Origin of the sequence: uncultured Methanobrevibacter sp., from assembly GCF_902801725.1 — an archaeon.
In the GTDB taxonomy this organism is placed as follows: Archaea; Methanobacteriota; Methanobacteria; order Methanobacteriales; family Methanobacteriaceae; genus Methanocatella.
The window spans coordinates 1-5875 of sequence record NZ_CADCJB010000076.1 but is presented as its reverse complement, the minus strand read 5'-3'; the positions used below and the strand labels follow the sequence as shown (position 1 = coordinate 5875).

Annotated in this window: 5 protein-coding genes; all 5 read left to right on the top strand. The window is 34.9% G+C overall.

Translation table 11 applies throughout. From position 1 onward, the window contains the following. The coding region (locus QZV68_RS10110; RefSeq protein WP_296880874.1) for an Ig-like domain-containing protein at positions 1–2931 on the top strand (2931 nt) is incomplete at its 5' end. Next, on the top strand, positions 2901–3200 hold the full coding sequence (locus tag QZV68_RS10105; RefSeq protein WP_296880873.1) for a hypothetical protein: 300 nt from the start codon (positions 2901–2903) through the stop codon (positions 3198–3200). The genes QZV68_RS10110 and QZV68_RS10105, both read left to right, overlap by 31 nt. A gap of 462 nt (positions 3201–3662) precedes the next feature. Then, positions 3663–4088, top strand: coding sequence for an Ig-like domain-containing protein (locus QZV68_RS10100; protein ID WP_296880872.1), 426 nt, complete (start codon positions 3663–3665; stop codon positions 4086–4088). Positions 4089–4137: 49 nt separating this feature from the next. Then, complete coding sequence (locus tag QZV68_RS10095) at positions 4138–4770, top strand: hypothetical protein (protein ID WP_296880871.1); 633 nt, start codon at positions 4138–4140, stop codon at positions 4768–4770. A 21-nt stretch (positions 4771–4791) separates the two neighbouring features. Then, a complete protein-coding gene (locus tag QZV68_RS10090; RefSeq protein ID WP_296880870.1) occupies positions 4792–5274 on the top strand; it encodes a hypothetical protein in 483 nt (160 codons plus the stop codon). Positions 5275–5875 lie beyond the last annotated feature (601 nt).

Below are 5875 nucleotides of genomic sequence, written 5' to 3'. Positions count from 1 at the left end.
GATGCTTCTGGTAATGTAAACGGTACTTTTATTAATAACGTCGCAAATCAGGGCGGTGCCATCGCTGTTGGTGATGAGGGTAAGATTTCTGGTAATGTAAATGGTATCTTTATTAATAACACTGGATATCATTCTGGAGGTGCTATCTCTATTGACGATACAGTGCGTTATTCTACTGGTAAGTTAGATGGTATTTTTATTAATAACAAAGCAGAAAGTGGTGGTGCTATCTATATCGAATTTACTTATAATGACCCTAATGTTTCTTTAGGCGGTACATTTATCAATAACAATGCAAGTAGAGGTGGTGCCATCTTTATCAATCAACTGGTTGCGGCTATAACTATTCAAGATTCTATTTTTTTAAACAATAATGTTGTATTATCTGAGGGTATGGGAAGTTATATTAAAACTATTGATTGCTGGTTTGGAAATAATGCAACAAATTACAATAGCAGGCCGGATGCAGGAAATGCAGTTATGGACAGATGGTTGTTCTTAAATGCAACTGCTAATCCAACTAATGTTTCAGTAGACCAAAATTCAATAATTGCCTTCAAATTAGAGTCATACGACAATTCTTCAGGAAAGGTTAAGCCATATGATGCTTCAAAGATGAACTTTATTTTAGATTTCACTCAAACATTGGGAGAATTGGATAAAACTTCTGCTTTAATTGGTGAAAATATAACATATACTGCCAGACAGGGCGGAAATTCCAGTGTAACAGGTAAATATGAAACTGGATCATATACCATTGAATTGAACAATGTCAAAATTCCTACTGAAATTAATGTTACTAACTCCACAATTGCTTTAAATGCCGGTGGGGAATCTGATGTTGGCGCTACTTTAACTCCTGCTGATGCAGGTAACTTAACCTATACTTCAAACAATACAAATGTTGTTATAGTTGAAAATGGCAGGATCAAAAGTATTAAAGGGGGTAATGCCACAATCACAGTTTCATTTGCAGGTGATGGGAGATATGCAACAGCAGAAAATAAAACCATCTCTGTTATCGTTAGCTTGAATGATGCTAGCGTTGTAGCTGAAGACATGGAATTAAAAGTCGGTGAATCTGGTGTTATTAATTATACTACAGCTCCCGAAGGATTAAAAGTTAGTTTTGTAGCTGATAACTCAGGCATTGTCAGTGTGGATGAAGACGGCACTGTCAAAGCATTGAAAAATGGTACTGCTGCTATTACCCTTAATGTGGGTGATGATGAAGTATATGCAAAAAATTCAACTGTCATAAATGTTACAGTTACATTAAATGATGCCAGCGTTGTAGCTGAGGACATGGAATTAAATGTCAGCGATTCAGGTGTTATTAATTATACTACTAGTCCTGATGGATTAAATGTCACATTTGTGGCTGATAATTCTGGTGTTGTCAGTGTGGATGAAGATGGTACTGTCAAAGCATTAAAAGAAGGTAAAGCCAATATTACCGTTAAAGTTGGCGATGCTAAGGTTTATGCTGAAAATTCAACTGTCATCACTGTTACCGTAAGCAAGATTCCTACTGAGATTAATGTTAACAATCATACACTTGATTTTGGTATTGGTGATAAGGCTGATTCTGTTGCTGAATTATTGCCTTCAGATGCTGGTAAGTTGAATTTCACATCCGGTGATGAGAACGTGGTTGTTGTTGATGATAACGGTACATTTACTGCTGTAGGTGAGGGTAATGCCAATGTTATTGTTTCATTTGATGGCAATTACAAGTTTGAAGCGGCAGATAGTAAAACCATTTATGTAACGGTCACTAAGATTCCTACCAAGATTTTTGTTAGCAATGCTACTGTTGATATGAAGGTTGGGGATGAAGTTGATCCTGGCGTTAGTATTACTCCTTCTGATGCTGGTGAGTTGGATTATGTCTCCAGTGATGTGAGTGTTGTTCGTGTTGATGGTGACGGCACATTTATTGGTGTGGGTACAGGTACTGCCAATGTTACTGTGTCATTTTATGGAAATGATAAGTTTGAAGCGGCTGAAAATAAAACCATTGAGGTCACAGTTACTTTAAATGATGCTGGTGTTGCAGCTGAAGATATGGAATTGAATGTTGGTGAATCTGGCGTTATTAAATATACTACTAGTCCTGAAGGATTGAATGTTACATTCGTAGTTGATAACTCCGGTGTTGTCAGTGTTGACAAGAACGGTAAGGTTACTGCTTTAAAAGAGGGTGCGGCCAATATTACTGTTAAAGTTGGTGGAGATGGTGTTTATACAGAAAATTCAACTAAGATAACTGTTGCTGTATCTAAGATACCTACTGAGATTAGGATTGCTTCTAAAACCATTAATATTGATATTTTCAATGAAGTTGCAGCAGGTGCTACTTTGGTTCCTAATGCAGGTAAATTGACCTATACTTCAAATAATGCAGGTAAATTGACCTATACTTCAAACAATCCTGGTGTTGCTTCTGTTCAAAACGGTAAGATTAAAGGTCTTAAAAATGGTAAGGCTACAATTACCGTTAGTTTTGCAGGTAATGACAAGTATATGGCTGCTGAAAGCAAGACCATAACTGTTAATGTCAATAAGATTAAATCACAGATTGTTGCTTCTAATGTCAAAACCACTTTTAAAACCAGTAAAAAGCTTGTTGTTAAATTGGCTGATGCAAAAGGAAAGGGTCTAATAGATAAAAAGATAACTGTTAAATTCAACAATAAGGTATTTACCAGAACTGTTGATTCCAAGGGTTGTATTGTACTTACAGTCAGCAGTAAATTGGCTCCTAAAACATACGCTCTTTCACTTTCCTATGCTGGTGACAATACATACCTCAAGTCAACCAAATTCCTAAAACATACGCTCTTTCACTTTCCTATGCTGGTGACAATACATACCTCAAGTCAACCAAATCTGTTAATGTGGTTGTTGCTAAAGGAACTCCAACAGTGATCGCTAAATCAAAATCCTTCAAGCTAAGTGCTAAAAATAAATACTATACCGCAACCGTGAAATATAAAGGTAAAGTATTGAAAGGCGCTAAAATGGTCTTGAAATTCAAAAACAAAGTATACTATGCAAAAGTGGGCAGCAATGGTAAAGCAACCTTTAAAATCACTCATTTACATAAAAAAGCAAGGTATACTGGTCTTGTTGGATTTTTAGGAAACAAATACTACAACAAAGCAAAATCTATAAGAATTTTAGTTCCTATTGTGTAGATAGTCATCTATCTACATCTTTTTTTCTTTTTTTCATATGCATCTGCTTGTATTATTAAACTATTTTTCATAATCCTATTTATTTACTTTAAGAATTGATCATTTATTCTACTGTTTTTGGAAGCAACTCTTATAATTTTCGTGTGTTTTTTGAGTATTGTGGTGTTTGTTCGGGATTAGAAAATGTTAAAATGTATTGGGTATATAAATAGGTATTAACTGGTATGTTTTGGGAGAATATTAAATGGAAAACAAAAATATAATCATTCTTCTGATTGTGATAATCGTTATTCTTGCGGCTGCTGTAGGAATATTATTTACACAATCAATCAATTCAAAAGAATATTATTTACACAATCAATCAATTCAAAAGAACCAACTAAAATTAGGATTACTAGCAATAAAACTTTATACGAAGGAGATAATTTATCAATTAAACTTGCTGATTTAAATAAAACTCCATTGTCCAAAGAAAAAGTCAACATCACAATCAAAAACAGCAAGGGCAAAATTGTTGTTAATAAAACTGTAAAAACAAATGCTAAAGGTCAGGCAAAAGTAGATTTGAATTTGAAAAAGGGAAAATATAATGTCCGGGCTACTTATGATGGAAATGAAAATTACACGGGCAATAGCACTGCACGGAATTTGACAATTAAAGAAAAGGTTGTTCAGGCAGCACTTCAATCAAGCAATTCCGCTTCTTCTTCACAAAATAGCGAAAGGGAAGAATATCAGATAACTCCTGATGGCTGGAATCCTGGAGAACATGAAGTGGGACGCAGGTCCATAGGTAATGGTCTTGAAAGAGTTGGCTATGATGACGGTTATTTCAGAGTCGTTGACCAGGACGGAAATATTGTTACACATGGATGGGGTAACTTATAGCTAATGCACATGCATTTATTCATGAATTAACATTATATGGGGGAATTTTATGGAAAACAAAAAAATTATTATAATTTTGATTGCGTTTATTGCCGTTCTGGCAATTGTTGGAGGAGTACTGCTTTCAGCATCGATGAACAAGGAGGACTCCAATCTGGCAATTGTCCATAAACGCATTAATGCCGGAGATCCGGTAGTCGCCAAGTTAACCGACATCAACGGAAATCCAATTTCAAATCAGACAATCAGTATCAAGCTAACAGATAAGAACGGAAAGACAATCGATAAGGATGTCAAAACAAATTCAAAAGGTAGAACCAAGCTGAAAGTGGATAATGAAGGAGTATATACGGTTGAATGCAAGTTCAACGGAAACGATAAATATTCTTCAACATCTGTTGAGGTCAACATCAGCGTTGTAAAGGCAAAGACAAAATTGGTTGAAGATAAAAAAACTTCCTACTCAAACTCCAATTCGCAGTCTGGTGGTGGATCTTCAGATTATCCGGAATATAATTCTGCAATAGGCAATTATAGGACTGTTGAAACCCATCAGGAATTGGCATTGATTGAAACATCAAACGGTCAAAAATATGTTTTGGCGGGTGACGGATATTACACCTATGGGGGTCATGATTCGCAGGGAAATATCAAGTTAGGTTCCTATGTTGGAAAATACTAAAATTAAATGGTGCGTATTCAAATGGAAAGCAAAAACATAATCATAATATTGGTCGTGATAATTGTTATTCTTGCAGCGGCAATCGGATTCATGGTATTAAAACCAATGCATGTTAAAGAACCAACAAAAATTAAAATCACAGTTAAAAACAGTAACGGCAAAATTGTTGTTAATAAAACTGTAAAAACAAATGATAAAGGTAATGGGAAATTGGATTTGAATTTGAAAAAGGGAAAATACGAAGTCGATGTTATTTATGGTGGAAATGAAAATTACACCGGAAACAACACGACACAGAAATTAACCATTAAGGAAAAGGTTGTTGAAGCTACAGTTGAATATGTAAGTTCAGAAGATTCATCAAATCAAATGTCTGGTAGTAATATGCCTGAAGAAACAAGAAAGATATATGCCGCAAGGCAAAAAGCCGCAGATGATGGAATACCGATGTACGTATATACAAAGTCTCCGGAATTGGTAGAAAAGTATCAGGCAATGGTATAGAAAAAATATGGATTGGGGATAATCTGGAAGTTAATCTGCTGTTAAATTCAAAAGACCTTGATAAAGAGCGGATACTTTCATCTCTACCAATTGACGGTATCTGTCAACAAAAAACTTTCAGCGCTCTTAAGCAGTTCCAGAAATCTGATTGTCTTAGACAGTAAGTTTGACTGCAGGACACGCCAGAAACTAAAATTAGTTAAATAATTTAAAAGACAATCTGCTTCGGCAGTTGCTTTACTTTTTTTTGGACCTTAATTTTTTTCGGCATATTTATATATAAAATTATGGATTTTTAATTATTTTATTCAATGAAATGGAAACAATGTTGCTGATAAAGGTGGAGTAGTATGCTCCAAGGGAACTGCTGGTATATCAGGTTCTGTTTTTGTAAATAATCATATAACTAACAACATCATTGGTTGTTGCGGTGCTATCTTCATTGTTTCGGGTAGTGTTGAAAATTGTAATTTTACAGATAACCGCGCAACTGTTTCTGACCCTTTGGGTGGTGCAGTTTATTTCCTAGATACTTGTGCTGTGTCAAATTGTAATTTTGATGTTTTGTTTGATAATCAATCACTTTGTAAATAAGTGATTA

What these genes read in the sequence shown, in the direction of transcription:
- QZV68_RS10090 (WP_296880870.1), top strand. Translation starts at nt 4,792, where the DNA reads ATGGAAAGCAAAAACATAATCATAATATTGGTCGTGATAATTGTTATT.
- QZV68_RS10095 (WP_296880871.1), top strand. Translation starts at nt 4,138, where the DNA reads ATGGAAAACAAAAAAATTATTATAATTTTGATTGCGTTTATTGCCGTT.